This window comes from Methanobrevibacter sp. (assembly GCF_045539575.1).
GTDB lineage: Archaea > Methanobacteriota > Methanobacteria > Methanobacteriales > Methanobacteriaceae > Methanocatella.
The window spans coordinates 38,566-59,835 of sequence record NZ_JAZQFM010000033.1 but is presented as its reverse complement, the minus strand read 5'-3'; the positions used below and the strand labels follow the sequence as shown (position 1 = coordinate 59,835).

The window sequence follows — 21,270 nt, the reverse complement described above, 5'->3', positions numbered from 1 at the left end:
TGAAGATAGGGGATCGCTTAGTAAATTTTCACATTTGTGAATTACCTAAGAATCCACATTATTTGTGGAACTTCAATTATTTAGTCAAATATTAAAATAGGTGAATTTTTCATGGAAGAATCTAATAGTTCCATATATGCTCTTAAGACCTCTGCAGGTCAAGAAAGAAATGTAGCTAGGCTTTTAGCTCGTAAAGCTAGAACCATTGATGGCATAGGCATTTCTTCAATTCTTGTTCCAGAATCTTTAAAAGGGTATATTTTAGTTGAATCTTCAACAAAAATAGATCTTAGGAACCCTGATCTTAAAGTTCAACATTTAAGAGGGGTTGTTGAAGGTAGTGTTGGTATTACTTTCGAAGAAGCAAAAAGATTCTTGAAACCAGAGCCAATTATTTCCTCTATTCAAAAAGGAAGTATTGTTGAGCTTATTTCTGGACCATTCAAGGGTGAAAGGGCGAAAGTGGTTCGTATTGATGAATCACGTGAAGAAGTCGTCCTTGAGTTAATAGAGGCTGCAGTACCTATACCGGTCACTGTTAAAGCTGATCAAATTAGAATAATTCAAAAGGAGGCTGACTGATGGCTAAAGATACAGTCGAAGTTCTCATCGAAGGTGGAAGCGCTACTGCGGGACCTCCAATCGGCCCAGCATTAGGACCTTTCGGTGTTAACATGATGCAAGTAGTTGACGAAATCAATCAAAAAACTGCTGACTTTGCTGGAATGAAAGTACCTGTTAAAGTCATGATTGATAGGGATACTAAAGAAGTAGATATTGAAATCGGTACTCCACCAACTACAGCACTTATCAAAGAAGAATTAGGCATCGACAAAGGTTCTCATGAACCAGGTTTAGACATCGTAAATGACTTGCCAATTGAAACCGCTTTAAAAATCGCAAGAATGAAATTCGATTCATTACTCGCAAACGATTACAAAGCTGGTATCAAAGAAGTTATGGGAACTTGTGTAAGTATGGGTTTATCCGTTGACGGTAAAGATCCAAGACAAGCACAAAAAGATGTTGATGCTGGAGAATATGACGATATCTTATCAGAATAGATATTAAGTATTTGAAAATAAATTTAAGTTAATAATACAGTGTATATGACGTTATAATTACGGTTATAATTGATATACTGTTTTTAATTCATGCAATCGTTTAAGAATTTTTTTCTTGTAATCGATTCTCATGAAACCAAAAAAATCCAATGAACTTATGTTCATGGGGGATGAATATGACACAAGATGTAATTAACGCGGTGAAGGAGGCAAAAGAACAATCTAAGCCGAGAAACTTCACTGAGTCCGTAGATATTATTATTAATATCCGTGACTTAGATGTCAGAAAGCCAGAAAATAGGTTTAATGAGGAAGTTACTCTTCCTAACGGCCGTGGCAAAGATGTTAAAATCGGAGTCATCGCTGACGGGGAACTCATTGTTCAAGCTAAAGATGCTGGTCTTGACACTGTAATTAATAAAGGAGATTTAGAAGAGTTCGGAAAAGACAGAAAATCCGCTAAAAAAATGGCAAACTCTGTTGACTTCTTAGTAGCTCAAGCTGATATGATGCCACTCGTTGGTAGATTCTTAGGTCCTGTATTAGGTCCTCGTGGAAAAATGCCAAAACCTGTGCCTGCAAGTATCAAATTAGATCCTCTTTTAGCAAGATTACAGAACACTGTTAAAGTTGGTGTAAAACAACAAGCAAGTATTCAAGTTGTTGTTGGAAGCCAAGACATGTCAGACGAAGCTATTGCTGAAAATGTAGAAACTGTTCTTACAGTCTTAGACCGCAACTTAGAAAAAGGAAGAAGTCAAATTAAGTCCATGTTTATAAAAACAACTATGGGACCAGTAGTGAGGGTGATCTAATGGCTCATGTTGCTGAATGGAAAAAGGAAGAAGTTAAAGAGCTCACAGACATTATTAACCAATATGATGTTGTAGGTCTTGTTGATTTAGAAAACATTCCTGCAAAACAGCTCCAAGAAATGAGAAAATCATTAAAAGGCAAAGCTGTAGTTAGAATGTCTAAAATTAATCTTATTAATTTAGCTCTTGAAGATTGTAATGCTGAAAAAACCAACATTGTTGACTTGTCTGAACATATGGATGGTCAAATTGCAATTATTGCAACTGAAATGAATCCTTTCAAATTGTACAAAATATTAGAAGACAGCAAAACTCAAGCTCCTGCAAAACCAGGAACTATTGCACCTGATGATATTGTTGTACCTGAAGGAGACACCGGTTTTGAACCAGGTCCATTCTTAGGTGAATTACAACAAGTTGGAATTCCTGCTAAAATTGACAAAGGTAAAATTTGCGTACAAAAAGAAACTGTTGTCGTAAAAGCTGGTGAGGAAGTATCCAAACAAGTAGCAGCTACCTTATCAAGATTGGATATTAATCCTATGGAAGTAGGAATTGACTTAAAAGCAGTATACGAAGAAGGATCTATTTACACTTCCGATGTACTTGCAATCGACGAAGAACAAACATTAGCTGACGTACAAAATGCATTTAGAAGTGCATTCAACTTATCTGTAAACGCAGCTATACCTACTGATGAAACTATTTCTACTATCATTACTCTTGCATACACCAGAGCAATCAATGTCGGTGTAGAAGCAGCAATAATGACTTCTGAAACTTCAGAACCAATCATCGGTTTAGCACAAGCTAAAATGTTAGCTTTAGCATCCGAAGTAGCTGGAACTGAAGGAGCTATCGATGACGAATTAGCAGAAAAACTCGCTAACGTTGCTGTAGCAGCTGCTCCAGTAGTCGAAGAAGTTGTCGAAGAAGAAGAGGAAGAAGAGGAAGAAGAAGAAAATAGTGAAGAAGAAGCAGCAGCTGGGTTAGGAGCTCTCTTCGGTTAAAATTAAAATTTTTATTATTATAAAAACTAACACTTTAAAAAATTAATGGTGATAACATGGAATATATATATGCGGCAATGATTTTGCACAGTGCAGAAAAAGATATTAACGAAGAAAATGTTAAAAGTATTATCGAAGCAGCAGGAATTGAAGCTGATGAAGCTAGAATCAAAGCTTTAATCGCAGCTTTAGAAGATGTTGACATCGACGAAGCTATGGAAACTACCGCTATGGCAGCAGCAGCACCTGCAGCTGCACCTGTAGCAGAAGCTGTTGAAGAAGAAGAGGAAGAAGAAGAGGAAGAAGAAGAAGCTTCTGAAGAAGAAGCTATGGCTGGATTAGGAGCTCTCTTCGGATAGATTTTTTAAATCTATCACCTTTCTTTTTTTTACTTTTATAATTACAAAACACTATTTTTAAAACGCTTATTTTTACAAAATTTTTACCCAGAACTGTTTTTTCATCAATGTTTTCATTAATTATTTATTAAACTAAAAACATATTATAAACTAATAAATAATTTAAAATGATTCATATGGTAGAAATTTTTGACGAACTTGGTTATAAAAAACAAACTTGTAAAACTTGCGGACAAGAGTTTTACTCACAGGTTGACAGAGACACCTGTGGTGACGCTCCATGTGACGAGTATGAGTTTATTGCAAATCCTGCAACTGATAAACCATACAACTTATATGAAATCCAGAAAGTTTTTAGAGAATTTTTAGAAAGTGAAGGGCACACACATGTCCACAGATATCCTGTATTGGCTAAAAGATGGAGAGATGACGTATTTTTAGTTGGAGCATCCATATTCTGTTTCCAACCTTGGATCACTTCCGGTTTGGTAAAGCCTCCGGCAAACCCTATTGAAATGGCACAGCCTTCAATCAGGCTCAACGATGTAGACAACGTCGGAAGAACCGGCCGTCACATGACCTGTTTTACAATGGGAACCCACACTGTAATCAACAAGGAAGATGACTTCATCTACTGGGAAGACCGCACAATCGAATTGTGCCACAAATTCTTTGACCATATAGGAATTAACACTGAAGAGATTACATTCATCAAATCCTGGTGGAGCGGTGGAGGTAACGAAGGACCATGTTACGAAGTGTGCTGCCGTGGAGTGGAACTTGCAACACTCGTTTTCATCCAGTATGAAACATTGGAAGACGGCTCCAAAAAGGAAATCCCTATCAAAGTTGTAGATACAGGTTACGGTCTTGAAAGAATCGCTTGGATTTCCCAGGGAACTCCAACAGCTTATGATGCATGTTTCGCGCCTGTTGTTGATAAACTGAAAGAACTGACTGGCGTTGAAATCAATGAGGATATCCAGGGAAGAAACGCTCAAATCGCAGGAATGATGGATATTGAGGACATCGGTGATTTAAAAGAGCTCAGACAACAAGTGGCTGACAGTTTGAATTTGAGTTTGGAAGAATACTTAAAAGCTGCTGAGCCAATGGAAGCTATTTACATCATTGCAGACCACACCCGTTGTTTGGCATTCATGATTGCTGACGGCATCATTCCATCAAACGTTAAGGAAGGATATCTTGCAAGACTGGTTTTAAGAAGAACCATAAGATTCATGAAAGAGCTGGACATGAAGGAGTCCCTTGCCGATGTAATGGCAATCCAACTCGATTTCCTATCCAAATTCTATCCTGAAATCAGAGATTCCGAAGAGCATATCATGAATATCATCACCTTGGAAGAGGAAAGATATGCAGCAACAGTCAAAAAAGGAAAAAGCATTGTTAAAAGATCAATCAAAAGGCTTAAAAAAGAAGGCAAATCAGAAATGCCTCTTGAAATGTTGATTGATTTATATGATGCTCACGGAATTCCTCCTGAAACAGTTGTTGAAATGGCCGGTGACGGTTTTACTGTAAATGTTCCTGACAACTTCTTTACACAGGTTGCAGGAGCTCACGAAAAGGATACTTCAAACAAAAAATCCACATTCAAAGTAGACTTCCCTGAAACTGACTTACTGTTCTACAAAGATTTCTACCAAAAAGAATTTGAAGCTGAAGTTTTAGGTTTAGTCGAAAAAGATGGGGACAAATGCTTAATCTTTGACAAAACAGTATTTTATCCTGAAGGAGGAGGTCAGCCTTCAGACATTGGTACTATTTCCATTGACGGAAATGACATTAACATGAAACATGCCGAAAAGATTGACAATGTGGTATTGCACCATGTGGATGGAGAAGTTTCAGATGATGTTGTCGGCAAAAAAGTCACTGGTGAACTTGACTGGACAAGAAGGATAACCCTTGCACGTCACCACACAGGAACTCACCTCGTGATTGCTGCAGCAAGAAAAGTATTGGGCCAGCACATCTGGCAGGCAGGATCACAAAACGGTCTGACCCGTGCACGTATTGACTTGTCTCATTATAAACGTATCACACAGGAAGAGCTCAATGAAATTGAGAAATTGGCCAACGAATATGTTATGGCCAACATTGACCTTGACATTCAGTTCCACACAAGGGATGAAGCGCAGGAATTATACGGATTTGTCCTTTACCAGGGAGGTATTGTTCCGGGCAAAATGATTCGTGTAGTTAAAATCCCTGGAGTTGACGTACAGGCCTGTGCAGGTACACACGTTCTAAGAACTGGTGTTGTAGGGCCAATCAAAATCAACAAAACCGAAAGGGTTCAAGACGGTGTGGAAAGGATTGACTTTTCAGCAGGGCTTGCTGCAATCGATTCAATGCAGCATGACGGTGAAATATTGCGTGAAAGTTCATCCATATTCAAAGTTGAAAACGATCAATTGCCAAAAACCTGTGACAGATTCTTCTCAGAATGGAAAGCACAGAAAAATGAAATTGACCGCTTGAAATCTGAAATTGCATCACTTAAAATGAACTCATTGGCTGATGAATATGATGAAATCAACGGTCTGAAAGTCGTTCACCAACTGATTGAAGCAGACTTCAAGGAGCTTCAAAAGATGGCTACTGACTTTACCGACAACGGCAAGGCTGATGTGGTCATTATGGGAAACAGTGATGGTAAAATCGTTGGTGCCGCTTCACAGAATGCAATTGACAGCGGAGTAAAAATCAATGAAATCATCAAAACTGCAGCAGGAGTGCTCGGCGGTGGCGGAGGTGGCCGTCTGACTTTAGCACAAGGTGCAGGTAAAAACACAGACAAGATGGATGAAGCTATCCAGACTGCCGTTGATTTAATTTAAGGATATTAATTATCCTTTTTTCTTTTTTTACAAAACTTTTATTAAATATTATTTTTAAAATTATACTTGCTGTTATATTTAAAAACTAGTATAGAAGGGATTACTATTTTTTTCAGCGTGTACTAAAATTTAGAGAGATGTTTAAATGAATTATGATTTAATTATTGCCAGATATGGTGAAATAGGGCTTAAAAGTCCTAAAATAAGGTCACGTTTTGAAAGAAAGCTAGTTAAAAATATTAAGGCTACTTTTGAATGCGATGTAGAACGAAATCAGGGAAGGATTTATATTCACCCTGAAGATTTTGAAGACGGTGTGGAAAAGTTAAACCGTGTATTTGGAGTTGTTTCATACTCTCCGGCCACTTCAACACATACAACCTATGAAGAAATTGATGAAACTTTGGGAAGTTATGTGGAAGACCTGATTGAAGAGGGAGTCCTGGATGAAAATACAAAGTTTGCAATTAAATGCAGGCGTGTAGGAACACATGACTTTACTTCTCAGGAAATGGCTGCTCACTGTGGGGGTGTTGTTAGAAATAAAATAATGGCTCCAGTCGATTTGACAAATCCTGACTTGACAATCTTTGTTGAAATAAGGGATAATGACACTTACATATTTCATGAAAAAATCAAAGGTCCGGGCGGTCTTCCGTTAGGAACACAGGGAAAAGTTGTTGTGCTTTTATCAAGCGGCATAGATTCTCCTGTTGCAGCATACATGATGATGAAAAGAGGCTGTGAAGTTGTAGCATTAAACTGCAACAATGATCCGTTTACCACTCCAAAGGCATTTGAGCTTTTCAACCAGCTGGTTGACCAGCTTAATATTTATGCTCAGGGAGTTCCTATTCAAAAACGTGTTGTGGACTATGGGGAATATCTGCAAACTGCAAAAGAGAAAGCACCTGAGAAAATGACCTGTGTGTTATGCAAATCAGGAATGTATCATCTAGCTGAGAAATTGGCCCGTAAATTAGGGGCGGATGCAATTGTTGACGGAAGCAGTGTCGGACAGGTGGCTTCACAAACCCTGTCAAACATCTTGGCAACAAGATACGGTGTTGAAATGCCTATATTGTCTCCATTAATTGGTTTGGATAAGGAAGAGATTACTGAAATCGCAAAAAGTATTGGAACCTTTGAAATATCCAAGATTGATGATGGCGGATGCAGTGCGGTCCCAAGATATCCTGAAACCCGTGCTGATTTGGAACGTGTAAAACAGGCATGCGAAGATATGAATCAGGATGAAGCTGTTCAAAAGGCTTTTGAAAATATTCGTAAAGTTTAAATGGGATTTTCCCATTTGATTATTTTTTTTAAAACAAGAATGGTAACGAGAGAGTGATTTTATGATTAGTGATGAAGAAAAAGCAAAAATTAAAGAGGAAATTGTAGCCAAAATAAACTCTGTTTTAGAGAAAAACAATGAATCATTTAGATTGGACCAGGTCAATGTTTTAAATAAAGCCGATTCTGTTAAATTCATGGGAAATTACAGGGTTTATGACAGAAAAAATTACCATGCTGTATCCGGTGAGATTAATACTTTCCTAAAGCAATACGGAAATGTTGAAATAAAATCTAAAAAAATCAGGGACAGCGGCATGAAATTTACAACAGTGAGCTTTAATTTTGAACTTTAAAGTGCCAGTTTCGTGTCCGTTCAGGACTTCAAATTTCATGGGAATATAAAATTAATTATGATAATTTTTTCATAAGTAACCTTGTTTTTTTAATTTTAAGCGATTAATGACAATAATTATATACTATTCCAATCAAAAATAATAAATGTCTAGTAAATAACTAATTTACTAATTAGAGGTATTAAAATGAAAACTACTGTTAGTGTAATTAAAGCTGATATCGGAAGTGTGTCTGGACACTGTGTAGCACACCCTGATTTAATGGAGATTTGTGATGAAGTCTTAGCAGATGCTTTAGAAGCAGGTATCATTAAAGATTACTATGTTTCCCGTTGTGGAGACGACATAGACTTAATCATGACTCACGATAAAGGTGTAGAAAACGAAGAAGTTCACAAAACTGCATATGATGCATTCATGAAAGCTACTGAAAGAGCACGTGAATTAAAATTATACGGTGCAGGTCAAGACTTATTATCTGATACATTCTCTGGAAACATCAAAGGTATGGGTCCTGGTGTAGCAGAAATGGAATTCGAAGAAAGACCATCTGACCCTGTTTTAGTATTCTGCTGTGACAAAACTGAACCTGGTGCATTCAACTTACCAGTATTCAGAATGTTTGCAGACCCATTCAACACTGCAGGATTAGTTATTGACCCATCATTACACGATGGATTCAAATTCGAAGTATTTGATGTAATCGAACACAGAAAAGTTATCTTAAACTGTCCTGAAGAAATGTACGACTTACTTGCATTAATCGGTTCCACCGGAAGATACGTTATCAAAAGAGTATGGAAGAAAAACGGTGAAATCGCAGCTGCAATAAGTACCGAAAGATTAAACTTAATGGCTGGAGAATACGTTGGTAAAGACGACCCAGTATGTATTGTAAGAGCACAATCTGGTTTCCCTGCTAACGGTGAATGTGTAGATCCATTTGCATTCCCACACATGGTAAGTGGATGGATGAGAGGATCCCACAACGGTCCAATGATGCCTGTATCTGAAATGGAAGCAAACCCAATCAGATTCGACGGACCACCTAGAGTAGTAGGATTAGGTTTCCAAGTAGCTAACGGTGAATTAATCGGACCAGTCGACTTATTCGACGACCCTGCATTCGATCCTACCCGTGAACAAGCTGCTAAAATTGCAACTTACATCAGAAGACACGGTCCATTTGAACCTCACAGATTACCTGCTGAAGAAATGGAATACACTTCCTTACCTGGTGTAATGGAAAAATTAGAATCCAGATTCGAAGATATGGATGATTAAATTTAAAGAGATTAATCAATCTCTTCTTTTTACTTTTTTTTTTAAAATTAGATTTTGTGTGCGGTTATTATTGTAAAGCTGCTTGAATTGACTGTTATTCTGCAGTCATCAACTTCAACATAGTAATTTTTACCTTCTTTTGTCACTGTTGAATTTTCCTGTTTTAATTTGGAAATGCAGTAGCTTACCGGTTCTTCACTGATTCCCAAATTCCTTTGTATTCTTTCAACCCCCATTTCGGTTGTATGTATTTTATCAATATTTTCAATCAGGACTTCCTTGTGCATTTCATCACCTTATTTTTGCATTTTAATTAATGGTATGATTAGTTATTTATATATTACTTGCCTATTTAGTATTATGTCATTTTTGAAATTCATTCTTAAAAATCCATTCAGGAGGAAAACCAGTGCAATATTATCCATTGTTGGAATTGCAATTGGAATCATTGTCATTGTTGCTCTTGGTGGAATCACTGACGGGTTGGTTAACACGTTTGAAGACACTATTCATGCTGGAGGGGCTGACTTTCAGATTTCCGGTAAGGAAACCGGAGACTCCGCATATGGAACCAACACCATCGATGCAAATTGGACTGATAAGATAGCTAATGTTTCAGGCGTTGAGGAAGCATATCCGATTTATGTTGTCCTGACTTCGGTTGGCGATGACTATATGAATACGCTGATTGGAATTGACCCTAACGGTACAACATTGGCAGATATATCAATGAAAGAAGGCAGAATCTTTGAGGATAATGCGTCTGAAGCTATTCTGGGTGAGATTTATGCAGATGAAAACAATTATTCCGTTGGAGATAACATTGAAATCGACGGTGAAGACTTTGAAGTGGTCGGAATATATGAAACCGGAGACTCCAACATGGCCGGCGGGGTATTCACATCAATTTCAAGGGTCGGAGACCTGATGGATGATGAGGATTCAATCTCAAACATATATGTTAAGGTTGAAAAGGGTGCAGATCCTCAGACTGTTGCCGACAGCATTGATGCGAAATACGGTGACAACATTACAACAATAACATCAGTAATGGAAATGTCTCAGATGGCTGACATGCTGAACATGCTTCAGGCTTCAACATGGGCGATTTCCCTGTTGGCGATTATTGTTGGCGGTCTTGGAATCATCAACACAATGTTGATGTCCGTATTTGAGAGAACTCGTGAAATTGGAGTTTTAAAGGCGGTCGGATGGTCAAACGGAAAAATATTGACAATGATTGTCGGCGAATCACTTGTGATTACAATAGTCTCTGCAATAATCGGATCACTGATAGGATTTTTGGCATGTACACTTCTAGGTCCTCAAATGGGAATCGAGCCGCTGTTCACTCCAAAAATATTCATTCAGGCATTTGCCATTGCTATTGTGGTTGGAATAATCGGTGGAATATATCCTGCAATCAAGGCGATGAAACTGCCTCCTACAGAGGCGTTGAGGTATGAGTGAGGTGATATGATGAATGCAGTAGAGATGAAAAACGTTTACAAAAGCTATGAGAATGGAAACATTAAGGCATTGAATGGTGTCGACCTCACAATAAAGGACGGTGAATTCGTATCAATCATCGGTCCGTCAGGTTCCGGAAAATCCACATTGCTGAACATGCTTGGCGCATTGGATGTTCCGGACTCAGGAATCATCAATGTTGCAGGCCATGACCTGACAACTTCTAAAAAATTGAATGAATTTAGGGCTGAAAAGATTGGATTTATTTTCCAGTTGCATAATTTAATTCCAAATATTTCTGTTGTTGAAAACATTGAGATTCCGATGTTTACTCGGAAATTGTCTTCAAAAGAGATGAGGGCAAATGCATTGAAACTGTTGGATGATGTTGGTCTTAAGGACAAGGCGGACATCATGCCAAACAAGTTGTCAGGCGGTGAACGTCAAAGGGTGGCAATCGCCCGTGCACTTGCAAACAACCCATCAATAATATTGGCAGATGAACCAACAGGATCACTAGATTCAAAGACAAGTAGTAAAATCCTTAAGCAACTAATCGATTTACACGAAGATAAAAATGTAACATTGATTATTGTAACTCATGATATGGATGTAGCTAAACTTGCAGACAGAGTTATCGAAGTTTTGGATGGTGAAATCATTTCAGCAGGTGATGATTCTTTGATAAATAGTAAAATTGACGTTTAGATTTCAATTTTACTCATACTTTTTTTTAAAATTCTTGCTTCTAAAATTATATTATTTTTTTTAAAATTGTCTTTATATTGGAATATTGTTTTCACTGCGTAAAATTGTTTTTATTTTATTAAATTGCTTTTATTTCAAACAAAAAACTTATTTAACTCTTTATTTAATCTTATAATTGTTAATATTATTTTAAAGAATAAATGGAGTTAAATTATGCAAGAAGAACATGTATTTCAAAAAACTTTGTTGTATGTAGGTGATGAAGGCGAAGTCTCTTTGGATGTGATTGTGGATAATGAAAGAGAAACATTTTGGGCAACTCAAAAAACAATGGCTGAAGTGTTTGGAGTTACAAAACAAAATGTTTCTTATCATCTAAAAGATATTTTCAAAACTGGTGAGCTTGATGAAAGTTCAACTGTCAAAAAAATTTTGACAGTTCAACATGAAGGGAATCGTGAGGTAAAAAGAAATACTGCTTTTTACAATCTTGATGCTATTATATCAGTTGGTTACAGAGTAAACTCTAAAAATGCAACACACTTCAGGATATGGGCAACCAAACAATTAAAAGAATTAATAATCAAAGGTTTTGTTTTAGATGATGAACTTCTAAAGAATGGTTCAAGATTTGGTGTTGACTATTTCAATCAGCTTCTTGAAAGGGTAAGGGACATCAGATCCTCTGAGAGAAGATTCAATCAAAAAATCACAGATATATATGCCACTAGCTTTGATTACAAAAAAGATGCTCAGGTTACTCGTGATTTCTTTGCAACAGTCCAAAATAAATTATTGTATGCGGTTAGCGGTCAAACTGCTGCTGAGATAATTGCTGAGAGAAGTGATAGTACAAAAATCAATATGGGATTGACAAACTGGAGCAATCCTAACGGTAAAATCATTTTAAGTGATGTTGTAATCTCTAAAAATTATCTGAACGAAATGGAACTAACACGTTTGAATTCTTTGGTTGACGGTTTTTTAACTCTTGCAGAGTCAAGAGCTTTAAATCAAATCCCTATGTCTATGAAAGATTGGAAAAAAGTTTTGGATGATTATATAAATTTGAATCTTTTACCAATTTTAGAGGGTAAAGGTAAAATTTCATCCGATGATGCTCAAAAAATTGCAAAAGAAGAATATGATAAATTCAAAATCATTCAGGACCGTGATTACCAGTCAGATTTTGATAAGTTAATCATTGACATTAAAAGAATTGAAGGTGTTAATTAGATGATTCCATGAATCATCCTTAATGCATCCAAAAGACCATGACTGTATTCGATGCAACCGAATGCAGTCCTCATATCCTCTTTTTCAAGGTAATATTTTGAATCGTTCCAATAATCGATTGCCCTGTCATAAACCTCTTTTTCTTTTCCTTCAAAGGTAATGTCAGCAACCTGATTTAAATTTCTTTCAAGTTTTGCAATATCTTTAGCTATTTTTTCCGGACTTTCCAGTTCACTCATCTTAATTGCCTCCAAACGTGTACCACTCTTTGTCCAACTGTAAAGTAGGATAGAATTACTAAAATGTAAATTATGTATGTAAAGTAGATATCTCCTGCGAAATATCCGATAATTGCTCCGACCATTAAAATTATCATACGAACTGCCCTTTCGGCAATTCCGATGTTGCATTCAGCGCCCTGTGATTCAGCTCTTGATCTTACATAACTGACACATATTGCTGAGTGGATTGCCAATACTCCAACGAACCAGTCGCAGTATCCTCCGAATATGATTCCTATGTATATTATTGCATCTGCAAACCTGTCCATTGTTGAGTCGAGAAATGCTCCAAATTTTGATGCTTTTCCGTGAAACCTTGCAATTGCACCGTCCATAACATCTAAAAATCCGGACATTAATATTGCAATACAGCCTAAAATCAGGTCATGATTTGCAAAGCCGTATGCTGCAAGCAGCGCAATAAATGGCGAAATAACCGTTACGATATTCGGGTTAATGTTTAAATTTCGAGCAATTGGGTTCAATATTTTTGTTAATAATGGTCTTAGACTTTGAAGCATAATTATATATAAATTTTTATCTAATATAATTGTTAGGTAAGGAGAATGAAAATATTAAAAACCAACATTAATAAAATCGATGAAAACATAATTGATGAAGCCATTGAAGTATTGGCCAATGGTGGCGTAGTTTTATATCCGACTGACACTGTTTATGGGTTGGGCGCCAATATATTTGACATAAGAGCTGTTCGCAATGTTTTCGATATTAAGCAGAGAAGCCTATTGAAACCATTGTCAATTTTAGTTTCAGATGTTAAGGCAATTGATTTGGTTGCAAAGGTTTCAATCGAGCAAAAAAAGGTTATTAACAATCATCTTCCAGGTCCTTACACATTTATTTTAAAAAAAAGAAAAATTGTTCCTAGGGTAGTCACCAGCGGATCCAATTATGTGGGCATTAGAGTGCCGGATAATGAAATCGCCTGCAGATTGGCCAGACTGTTTCCGATAACCACTACCAGTGCAAATCTTTCAGATGAAGATGTTTTATCATGTCCGGATGAAATTCTGGATCAACTAGACTGTGAGGTTGATTTGGTCATTGATGTAGGTGAGCTCAATTCAAATCATGCATCAAAAATAGTGGATTTGTCAGGCAGAAATCCAAAAATAATAAGAAAATAAGAGATTAGAATTAATCTCTCATATATTTAATTAATAAAATAAATCCTATAATCACAATTAGAATTCCAAAAATACTAAATTCATTCCCGGTGGCATGTTTTATCAGATTATTTTCTTTAATTTCGCTTTGAACTGTTGTTAGTGTTTTTGTTTCATTAGTTTTTGAAGGGATAATACTGTTTTCTGCTGTGGAATTATTTTTGGGATTTGTTTTGTTGTTTGCAGTTGTGCTGTTTTCGGGAATTGTTTCGTTTTTTATTGTAGTGTTATTTACAGGAATTGTCTCGTTGCTTTCAGGTGTGCTGTTTTCAGGGGTAGCTCCCAATATTTCGTCTTCAATAATTTCAATTGTACGGTAATTAATTCTATATCCGAAAAAGTTTTGAGTACTGTCCTTTTTGGAATTCAATAATTCAAAATCAAATATTGCTTCCTGGTTATCACTGATTTTTGCCACTGCACCATGGTCTGGGATAACTCTGCCATTTGATGCGCTTTGCAATATTGATTTGATTATTTCATTATCGCTATTTTTGTAATCGTAATTGGTAAAAGTCCAAATAATCTGTGAAAGGTCAGTTGTAGTGGGATTCATTGTGTAATTGTAATGGTCCACGAATAATATCTTCAAGTAATTTCCAACTGATTCTCCATATTTTAAACTGGTAATGTTGGAGGTATCTTCCACAATGAAGGTTTCTCCTCTGCCAGTGGAATGTAAGTTATGGTTGACGCAGTAACCGTGGTATCCGTCATCAAAAGATACGTTTCTGTATCCGCTTTCAAGTGATTTCACCTCTTCGCCAAGTCTGTTCTCACTTGAATTGGTTATTGTTTGCTCTTCATTTCTATTTCTTCGTTCATGTAAGTTTAGCTGGTCTTCAGATGTCTCTTGGCTTCTAAGTAATCTGATTTCATTAGTTTCATATTCATTAGTTTCATATTCATTTTCACTAATTAAAATGTCATCAGTTTCATTTTGCGCTGAAACAAAATTCAAACCTGATGTTGCAATTAGAAGTATAATTAATATTGTGGGTATTTTCTTCTTCAAATCTTCACCTCTAATAGTTTGTATAATTTGCATTGTTTGAGGTGATATATAAAGATAAAGTAACCAAATACTCACTAAAAAAAGAAAAGAAAAGATTAAATTTAACCTTTTCTACGCATTACCACTGCTGTGATGGCAATAACTATTATAACAATCACAAGGATGAATATTGGATTTCCAGCAGCTTTCATGATTGTATCTTGGACGGTTGCATTTTGGGGTTTTTCTTTTGTCTTGTTAATGATTTTTGTATTTTCCTTATTTATTATGGTTGTGTTGTTTTCATTGATGATAACTGTGTTTGTTTTGTTTTCGATGGTTTTGTTTGTTTCGGTAACTGTTTTAGTGTTCTGGCCATCGTCTGTTTTGTTATCATCGGTCTGTTCTTGGGTGTCATTTGTGCTTTCATCAGTTGGGGTGGTATCATTTGTTGTTTCGGTATTGTTGTCAGTGTCGTCGGCTGTTGCGTTATCCTCATTGGCGGCAGACAATTTATCCTCATGAGGGATGGTCTTCAGTGAAACCGCATAAGCAAGACAGTCTGATTTTTCCCCATTTGCTGATTTTAAAAGCTCAAAGTTGAATGTAGCTTCAGTGTCATTGCTGATTTCCACAACTGCACTGTCACCAATCTTTTCTGAGGAACTTAAAGCCTTTTGCGCAATTTCGTTACTGGTATCTTTATTGATGACCTTTGAAATTACGTTTTCTATCTCATTTTCCTTATTTGCCTTGTAACATTCAATAATTGCTAATTTTATGGCATTTTCACTGTCTGTTGTTGGCTGTGATGTAAATTTGTCTTCTGTTGTTATTGTGCTTTTTGCAAGGTCAATGCAAAATCCTGTAAATCCGTCATTGAATTTGATTCCGTTGCCGGTAATGGAAATTGGCAGGATATAATTTCCAGTATCTTCAATTTCTGAAGTTTCTGTTGTATTTGTTGTGCTGTTGTCCGCTGAAACTACGCTCAGACAGCTGATTGTAAAAATCACAACAAGCAATATTGTAATTATCCTTTTCATATTAAAAACTCCTTTCAGTTAGTTGATAATATGGCATTATAATTAATAAAAGTTTGTTAAATTATATATGATATGAAAATAAATATTAGTTTATGAGAGTATTAGCTAATTTTGAGGATAACCAGAAAATCCCTTCAAATTCATCATTGGATGCGCTTCTTGGAGGAGGTTTTGAAAAAGGAGTTATAACTCAAATTTTTGGACCGCCTAGTTCAGGTAAAAGTAATATTACATTAACATTGGCTGTCAATGTGGCTAAAAACGGTAAAAAAGTAATTTACATGGACACTGAGGGTGGAATTTCAATCGACAGGATCAAGCAAATTTCAGGTCCGGATTTTGAAAATACAGCTAATAATATCATTGTTTTTGAACCAACTAATTTTTTAGAACAAAACGATAATTTAAAGGCTATCGAAGTGTGGCTTAGAAAAAATCATAATGATGTTGATTTGATTGTTCTGGATTCTGCAGTTGCATTGTACAGGGTAGACGATATGAAATCATCAAAACTGAACAAGGAATTGGGTAAGCAGATGGGAATCTTATCCAAAATAGCCCGTAAGTATGATGTTGCTGTTGTGCTGACAAATCAGATTTACAACGCCTTTGATGATGAGGGCAATAATGATATTCGCGCAGTTGGAGGAACCATCTTACAATACTGGAGTAAGGTCATACTTCAACTTGAACGTGGTGATGAATTAAATAAGCGTGTAGCCACATTGAGACGTCACAGAAGCATTCCTGAAGGTAAACAAGCGATTTTTGCCATTACTTCTAGGGGAATAATTTAAGTTAATTATATTAATAATTAAATATAAATATTTATTTTGGAATTGTTTGAGTGATATTATGAGGGATAAGGATTTCGATATTAAAAACCCAAGAAAGAAATTTCAAAAAACAGAAAGAGTTCCGCCTGAAGGCTATGACTCTGCTAACGACTTTTTTGAAGATATGTATATGGACAACGACATGATTTGGATGGGTCAAAACACCAACCATTTACATGATGATACAATAGCCGATGCTATGATTGAAGCTATTCGTCAAAAGACTTTTTGTAGATATCCTGCCCCTGAAGGTTTCACAGAACTTAAACAATTAATTTTAGACGATTTAGGATTAAAAGATTTGGAAGTGCTCTTAACATCCGGTGCAACAGAATCTTTATATTTGGTCATGCAAGCTCTTTTGGAACCTGAAGACAATGTGATTTTATCCGACCCAGGTTATTTCATCATTGGAGACTTTGCAAACAGATTTGCCGGAGAAGTAAGGTATGTTCCGATTTACGATGAAAAATACGGATATAAGTTAACTCCTGACCTTTTAAGGGAAAACATGGATGAAAATACTCGTATGGTAATTCTAATTGATCCGTTAAACCCGTTAGGTTCATCATATGATGAGGATGAACTTAAGGAATTTGCAGAAATCGCAAAAGAAAACGATTTATACTTATTACATGACATAACTTACAAGGACTTTGCAAGAGAACACTTTTTAGTGGAAAACTACGCTCCTGGCCAGACATTGACAATCTACAGCTTTTCAAAAATATTTGGAATGGCAGGTTTAAGGGTCGGTGGAGTAATCTCCTCAAAACCGATAATCGACTCTATCAAAAACGCTGTAGTCAACGACTTGGGAGTAAATATCATTTCACAATACGGTGCAATCGCAGGTCTTAAATCAAAACCTCAATGGTTTGACAAAATGAGGGAAACCTGTTTTGAAAATCAAAGGCTGATTAATGAAATGGTTGAACCTATTGAAGGGGTCTTCCTGCCGGTCTATCCGTCTGATGCAAACATGATGGTAATCGATTTGTCCGGTGCGGGAATTGATCCTAAAGTGATGTCAAACTACTTGATTGAGAAAAAATTATTCACAAGGGAAGGAGAATACACTTCCGAAGAGTTTGGTGACAGGTACTTGCGTATAAGTTTCTCAATACCAACTGAGGAAATTAAGGTATTCTGTGAAGAATTCCCGAAAGCTGTCGAGGCTTTAAGAAAAAAATAAGGTTAATGGTATGAGATTTAGATATCATCAACCTATTCCTAATTTTTATAAAATTGAAAACCCTCACCATCCAAAAACCACCATATCTGCTGATTTTTTAAATGAATTCAATGAACTGGCAATTGATTATCAGTTTGAAGGTTTAAGCTATTCAAAATTAACTGACGAGTTTAAGAATGAGTGGGATATTGACTGGGACAATATCATCATTTTAAAATACAAAATGTCTGATGAAATCCTGAAAATGGAGCCTTCCAAGGAAAAATGCAAATTAATGGATGAGGAATTTCAGGAAGTGGGTGCAAAATCATTTGAACTTGCAGACATTTTAAGACAAAACGGTTTTAGGGCAGATTTGATCAATCCGTTGGATGACCGTGTAAGTTTGAGGGCAATTGCGCTTCAGTCAAATGATGCCGTAATTACAAGAAGCAACATGTGCATGTTTAAGGAAGGATTGAACCTGGGATTTTTCATGATTCAAACATCAATTGAAAATTTGCCGTTCAAAACGGAAAATGACATGCTGTGGGTTGAGGATTACTGCTCAACATGCGGTGTCTGCATTGACAGGTGTCCTGAAAATGCATTTGATGGGGATGGAAAATTTTTAAGAAAATTATGCACAGCGCACCGTGAAGGATGCAGCAGATGCATAGATTTATGTCCTTTTTATAAAAGAGGTTATGAAAAAGTTAAAAAAAGATATTCGAGGATGAAAAAATGAACGAAAAAATAGCTTTGGTGTCTTGCAGTGGATTGAGTCCATTGGGTTTGGTGGTTCGTGCAGCCACTGTTGAAATTGCTTTGGAAAATGAAAACATCGTTGCGGCATGTATAACCGAATACTCCGCTCAGCCTAATAACTGCTCACCGATTTTGGATGATGCAAAAATAGTTACAATAACAGGCTGTTCCGATGACTGCGCGTCAGTAATTTTAAATGACAAAGATATTAACTCAATAAAAAACATTTCTGCGGACGTTATTGTCAAAGCTTATGATTTAAATCCGTTGGATGCGGTTCGTTTGGATGGCGATGGTGAAAAAGCGGTTGTCGTGTTAAAAAAATATATTTTGAAAGAATTAGAAAATATCTAATTGTCTAATTCTTTTCTCATGTCATTTGCGGATACGAGCAGTAATATTGCAAATGCTATTGCAAGCATTCCATGAGTTGCTATTATTGTGATTATTGCACAGATTATCAGCAAAATCCAGGTGTTTTTGTTTTCACCGTATTTTGTTGAAAGGAAATATACTACAATAAACATTATAATATAAAATATTCCAGATATGATGAATCTGTCGCTGTATCCGTTTAGGGCAAAACCTGCCACTAATAATATTATTGCAAATATCAAGTATACATAAGATACTCTTTTTGCTAGTTGTGCGCCTCTAATTCTGTTTTCAAACATAAATTACCATCTTCTTAATCAGATAAGTAATAATATTCTCCTTTTTCTTTTTGTTCACGGTCTTTGTAACTGTCGAGTTTATTTACTCTTGGTCTTTTTGTTTCTTTATCTCTTCTGAATGTAATGTTCAAGTTTCCTAAAAACTCGTTCATTGCATTTCTGAGGTCTGTAGGTTTTGATGCATGGCCGTTTAAACCTGGAGTTCCGTTGAATACCATTGCTCTGTCTGAAATGTAGTCGATAAATACGATATCGTGATCTACAATCAATGATGCAGCATTTCTGCTTTCAACCATCTTGCGTATTACTCTTGCCGCAATCAGCCTTTGTTCAACATCCAAAAATGCTGTAGGTTCGTCGAAAAGATATATTTCAGCATCTTTTGAAAGTGTTGCAGCTATTGCAAGCCTTTGAAGTTCTCCACCACTCAATCCTTTAACAGGTTTATCCAGCATGTCGTTTAAACCTAATGGAATCATGATTTCACTTTCAAAGATTTTGCTTCCGAAACTAGGAGCGTTCATGTATAAGAAGTCGCTTACGCTTCCTTCAAAGTTTGAAACGATGTATTGTGGTTTGTAGGCTATTGTAACTTCCTCGTCAACTTCTCCTGATGTAGGTTCCTCTACTCCTGCAAGCATTTTTGCAAAAGTGGTCTTACCTATACCGTTTGATCCGAATGCGGTCACGATTTCATCGTAGAATATTTCACCTTCATCGGCAGTCAACTTGAATCCGTCATAGTCCTTGCTCAGGTCACTGTAGCTTGCAAGCGCATCCCCTTCATCTTCAGGGGTTGGAGGTCTTATTGTAAATTCAATAGGATTTCTTCTGATTCTTACATTCTCTTCAGCTAAGAATCCTTTGATGTATGCATTTATTCCTAAACGAACTCCTTTTCTGCCGGACACTACACCGTATCCTCCAGGCTGACCATATAAAATGTGGATGTTGTCGGATAATGCATCTAAAGTTGCAAGGTCGTGTTCAATAACGAGCACGCTTTTGCCTTCTTCTGCAAGGGACCTTATAACACGAACTGCATTAAGTCTTTGAGACACGTCAAGCCAGGATGTAGGTTCGTCGAAGTAGTAGAAGTCTCCTTCCCTGAGCACAGTTGCAGCTATTGCAACCCTTTGAAGTTCTCCTCCACTCAGGTTTTCCATTTTCCTGTCTAAAACATTTTCAAGCTGCAATTCTTTTGTTACATATTCGAGCTTGTCCCTTTCATTAACGTTGGTGAGCAGGTCTCTGACTTTTCCTTTAATTACTTTTGGAAGCTTATCTACCATCTGCGGTTTCAATATGGTTTTGATGTTTCCTTCGGATAGGTCCTGGAAGTATTTCTGAAGTGCAGAACCTTTGTAATATTCAATTACTCCTTCCCAGTTTTCAGGAGGATTTTCAAAGTCTCCGAAGTTAGGTATCAAATTACCGGATAGGATGTTCATGATGGTGGATTTTCCGATACCGTTCTGTCCTAAAAGTCCTAAGACAGTTCCCTCTTCCAGGGTTGGAAGTCCGAACAATTCAAACTGGTTCTGTCCAAACCTGTGAATAGGTTCACCTGCTGCTTCAGGCAAGTTAATAATTGTAATAGCGTCAAACGGGCAACGATTTGTACAAATACCGCACCCTTCACATAATTCTTCAGATATCAACGGCTTTTTTGTATCCTCATCGATTACTATTGTGTCCTCATCCATTCTAACGCCCGGGCAGTAATGGATACAGACGTAATCGCATTTTTTAGGTTGACATCTGTCTCTGTCTAAAATTGAAATACGAGTCATTATAATCTCCTTAAAAATATAATCATATATAATTCTGTTATTCCTATTTAAT

24 protein-coding genes are annotated in these 21,270 nt (G+C 36.6%); 17 read left to right on the top strand and 7 right to left on the bottom strand.

The genetic code is table 11. The annotated features are described in order from the left end of the window. Positions 1-111 precede the first annotated feature (111 nt). From ACKI30_RS04845 to fbp, 9 genes are all read left to right on the top strand, one after another. Positions 112-582 carry a transcription elongation factor Spt5 gene (locus ACKI30_RS04845; protein ID WP_292814879.1) on the top strand — a complete coding sequence of 157 codons (471 nt, stop codon included), beginning with the start codon at positions 112-114 and terminating at the stop codon, positions 580-582. Then, positions 582-1,064, top strand: coding sequence for a 50S ribosomal protein L11 (locus ACKI30_RS04840; RefSeq protein WP_292740734.1), 483 nt, complete (start codon positions 582-584; stop codon positions 1,062-1,064). The genes ACKI30_RS04845 and ACKI30_RS04840 overlap by 1 nt, the downstream gene beginning before the upstream one ends. Before the next feature lie 176 nt (positions 1,065-1,240). Then, the gene (locus ACKI30_RS04835) at positions 1,241-1,879 is read left to right on the top strand and encodes a 50S ribosomal protein L1 (RefSeq protein ID WP_407410361.1); all 639 of its coding nucleotides are present in this window, start codon (positions 1,241-1,243) and stop codon (positions 1,877-1,879) included. Further along, complete coding sequence (locus tag ACKI30_RS04830) at positions 1,879-2,889, top strand: 50S ribosomal protein L10 (RefSeq protein ID WP_407410359.1); 1,011 nt, start codon at positions 1,879-1,881, stop codon at positions 2,887-2,889. The genes ACKI30_RS04835 and ACKI30_RS04830 overlap by 1 nt, the downstream gene beginning before the upstream one ends. A gap of 56 nt (positions 2,890-2,945) precedes the next feature. Then, positions 2,946-3,248, top strand: coding sequence for a 50S ribosomal protein P1 (gene rpl12p, locus ACKI30_RS04825; protein ID WP_407410357.1), 303 nt, complete (start codon positions 2,946-2,948; stop codon positions 3,246-3,248). A gap of 167 nt (positions 3,249-3,415) precedes the next feature. Further along, on the top strand, positions 3,416-6,115 hold the full coding sequence (gene alaS, locus ACKI30_RS04820; protein ID WP_407410355.1) for an alanine--tRNA ligase: 2,700 nt from the start codon (positions 3,416-3,418) through the stop codon (positions 6,113-6,115). A 145-nt stretch (positions 6,116-6,260) separates the two neighbouring features. Continuing rightward, complete coding sequence (gene thiI / locus ACKI30_RS04815; RefSeq protein WP_407410353.1) at positions 6,261-7,412, top strand: tRNA uracil 4-sulfurtransferase ThiI; 1,152 nt, start codon at positions 6,261-6,263, stop codon at positions 7,410-7,412. Between the two features lie 61 nt (positions 7,413-7,473). Continuing rightward, on the top strand, positions 7,474-7,767 hold the full coding sequence (locus tag ACKI30_RS04810; protein ID WP_407410351.1) for a hypothetical protein: 294 nt from the start codon (positions 7,474-7,476) through the stop codon (positions 7,765-7,767). 186 nt (positions 7,768-7,953) lie between these two features. Beyond that, complete coding sequence (fbp, locus tag ACKI30_RS04805) at positions 7,954-9,051, top strand: fructose-1,6-bisphosphate aldolase/phosphatase (RefSeq protein ID WP_292740748.1); 1,098 nt, start codon at positions 7,954-7,956, stop codon at positions 9,049-9,051. Between the two features lie 47 nt (positions 9,052-9,098). On the opposite strand, the gene ACKI30_RS04800 is transcribed toward fbp, so the two are convergent. After that, positions 9,099-9,338, bottom strand: coding sequence for a DUF3781 domain-containing protein (locus ACKI30_RS04800; RefSeq protein ID WP_407410349.1), 240 nt, complete (start codon positions 9,336-9,338; stop codon positions 9,099-9,101). Positions 9,339-9,411: 73 nt separating this feature from the next. Between ACKI30_RS04800 and ACKI30_RS04795 the strand changes: the two genes are divergently transcribed. From ACKI30_RS04795 to ACKI30_RS04785, 3 genes are all read left to right on the top strand, one after another. After that, the gene (locus ACKI30_RS04795) at positions 9,412-10,521 is read left to right on the top strand and encodes an ABC transporter permease (RefSeq protein ID WP_407410347.1); all 1,110 of its coding nucleotides are present in this window, start codon (positions 9,412-9,414) and stop codon (positions 10,519-10,521) included. A 6-nt stretch (positions 10,522-10,527) separates the two neighbouring features. After that, entirely contained in the window at positions 10,528-11,229 is a 702-nt protein-coding gene (locus tag ACKI30_RS04790; protein WP_407410345.1) for an ABC transporter ATP-binding protein, read from the top strand. 213 nt (positions 11,230-11,442) lie between these two features. Next, on the top strand, positions 11,443-12,465 hold the full coding sequence (locus tag ACKI30_RS04785) for a virulence RhuM family protein (RefSeq protein WP_407410343.1): 1,023 nt from the start codon (positions 11,443-11,445) through the stop codon (positions 12,463-12,465). On the opposite strand, the gene ACKI30_RS04780 is transcribed toward ACKI30_RS04785, so the two are convergent. Beyond that, the gene (locus ACKI30_RS04780; protein WP_292740877.1) at positions 12,462-12,704 is read right to left on the bottom strand and encodes a DUF357 domain-containing protein; all 243 of its coding nucleotides are present in this window, start codon (positions 12,702-12,704) and stop codon (positions 12,462-12,464) included. The two genes, ACKI30_RS04785 and ACKI30_RS04780, sit on opposite strands and share 4 nt — an antisense overlap. Then, positions 12,701-13,267, bottom strand: a complete 567-nt coding sequence (gene pgsA / locus ACKI30_RS04775; RefSeq protein ID WP_407410341.1) for an archaetidylinositol phosphate synthase — start codon at positions 13,265-13,267, stop codon at positions 12,701-12,703. Before pgsA ends, ACKI30_RS04780 begins: the two co-directional genes overlap by 4 nt. Positions 13,268-13,312: 45 nt before the next feature. On the opposite strand from pgsA, the gene ACKI30_RS04770 reads away from it, so the two are divergent. Further along, a complete protein-coding gene (locus ACKI30_RS04770) occupies positions 13,313-13,894 on the top strand; it encodes an L-threonylcarbamoyladenylate synthase (protein WP_407410339.1) in 582 nt (193 codons plus the stop codon). Between the two features lie 10 nt (positions 13,895-13,904). Here the strand turns inward: ACKI30_RS04770 and ACKI30_RS04765 are convergent, their stop codons facing one another. Then, on the bottom strand, positions 13,905-14,948 hold the full coding sequence (locus ACKI30_RS04765) for a hypothetical protein (RefSeq protein WP_407410337.1): 1,044 nt from the start codon (positions 14,946-14,948) through the stop codon (positions 13,905-13,907). Positions 14,949-15,049: 101 nt separating this feature from the next. Continuing rightward, positions 15,050-15,973, bottom strand: a complete 924-nt coding sequence (locus ACKI30_RS04760; RefSeq protein WP_407410336.1) for a hypothetical protein — start codon at positions 15,971-15,973, stop codon at positions 15,050-15,052. Positions 15,974-16,065: 92 nt separating this feature from the next. Here ACKI30_RS04760 and radB point away from each other — a divergent pair, with 92 nt between their 5' ends. Genes radB through ACKI30_RS04740 form a run of 4 tightly spaced genes read left to right on the top strand, consistent with a single transcriptional unit; the run spans position 16,066 to position 19,105 of the window. Beyond that, positions 16,066-16,770, top strand: a complete 705-nt coding sequence (gene radB / locus ACKI30_RS04755) for a DNA repair and recombination protein RadB (RefSeq protein ID WP_407410334.1) — start codon at positions 16,066-16,068, stop codon at positions 16,768-16,770. 58 nt (positions 16,771-16,828) lie between these two features. Beyond that, on the top strand, positions 16,829-18,004 hold the full coding sequence (locus ACKI30_RS04750) for a pyridoxal phosphate-dependent aminotransferase (RefSeq protein WP_407410332.1): 1,176 nt from the start codon (positions 16,829-16,831) through the stop codon (positions 18,002-18,004). A gap of 10 nt (positions 18,005-18,014) precedes the next feature. After that, positions 18,015-18,731, top strand: coding sequence for a DUF362 domain-containing protein (locus ACKI30_RS04745; RefSeq protein ID WP_407410330.1), 717 nt, complete (start codon positions 18,015-18,017; stop codon positions 18,729-18,731). Continuing rightward, positions 18,728-19,105, top strand: a complete 378-nt coding sequence (locus ACKI30_RS04740; RefSeq protein ID WP_407410328.1) for a putative zinc-binding protein — start codon at positions 18,728-18,730, stop codon at positions 19,103-19,105. Before ACKI30_RS04745 ends, ACKI30_RS04740 begins: the two co-directional genes overlap by 4 nt. On the opposite strand, the gene ACKI30_RS04735 is transcribed toward ACKI30_RS04740, so the two are convergent. Beyond that, positions 19,102-19,425 (bottom strand): hypothetical protein, encoded by a 324-nt coding sequence (locus ACKI30_RS04735; RefSeq protein WP_292740776.1) that lies wholly within the window; start codon positions 19,423-19,425, stop codon positions 19,102-19,104. The two genes, ACKI30_RS04740 and ACKI30_RS04735, sit on opposite strands and share 4 nt — an antisense overlap. Before the next feature lie 14 nt (positions 19,426-19,439). Next, a complete protein-coding gene (locus ACKI30_RS04730; RefSeq protein WP_407410326.1) occupies positions 19,440-21,218 on the bottom strand; it encodes a ribosome biogenesis/translation initiation ATPase RLI in 1,779 nt (592 codons plus the stop codon). Positions 21,219-21,270 lie beyond the last annotated feature (52 nt).